1 protein-coding gene is annotated in these 244 nt (G+C 85.7%); it reads right to left on the reverse strand.

Features of this window, described 5'->3' with window-relative positions; all coding sequences use genetic code 11:
- The coding region (locus AC0L17_RS34745) for a hypothetical protein (RefSeq protein WP_473519031.1) at positions 1-244 on the reverse strand (244 nt) is incomplete at both ends.

A 244-nucleotide genomic window follows, 5' to 3' on the forward strand; every position in this document is an offset into this window, starting at 1 on the left:
TCCGTGTAGATCTCGGTGGTCGCAGATTCATTAAAATATTTGAGCGTCGGGGGGTGGGGGTGGGGGGGGGGGGGGGGGGAGGGGGGGGGGGGGGGGGGGGGGTGGGGGGGCGGGGGGGGGGGGGGGGGGGGGGGGGGGGGGGGGGTGGGGGGGCGCCCCCCCCCCCGGGGGGGGGGGGGGGGGGGGGGGGGGGGGGGCGGGGAGGGGGGGGGGGGGGGGGAGGAGGGGGGGGGGGGGGGGGGGG

This window comes from Mesorhizobium sp. WSM4829 (assembly GCF_055811475.1).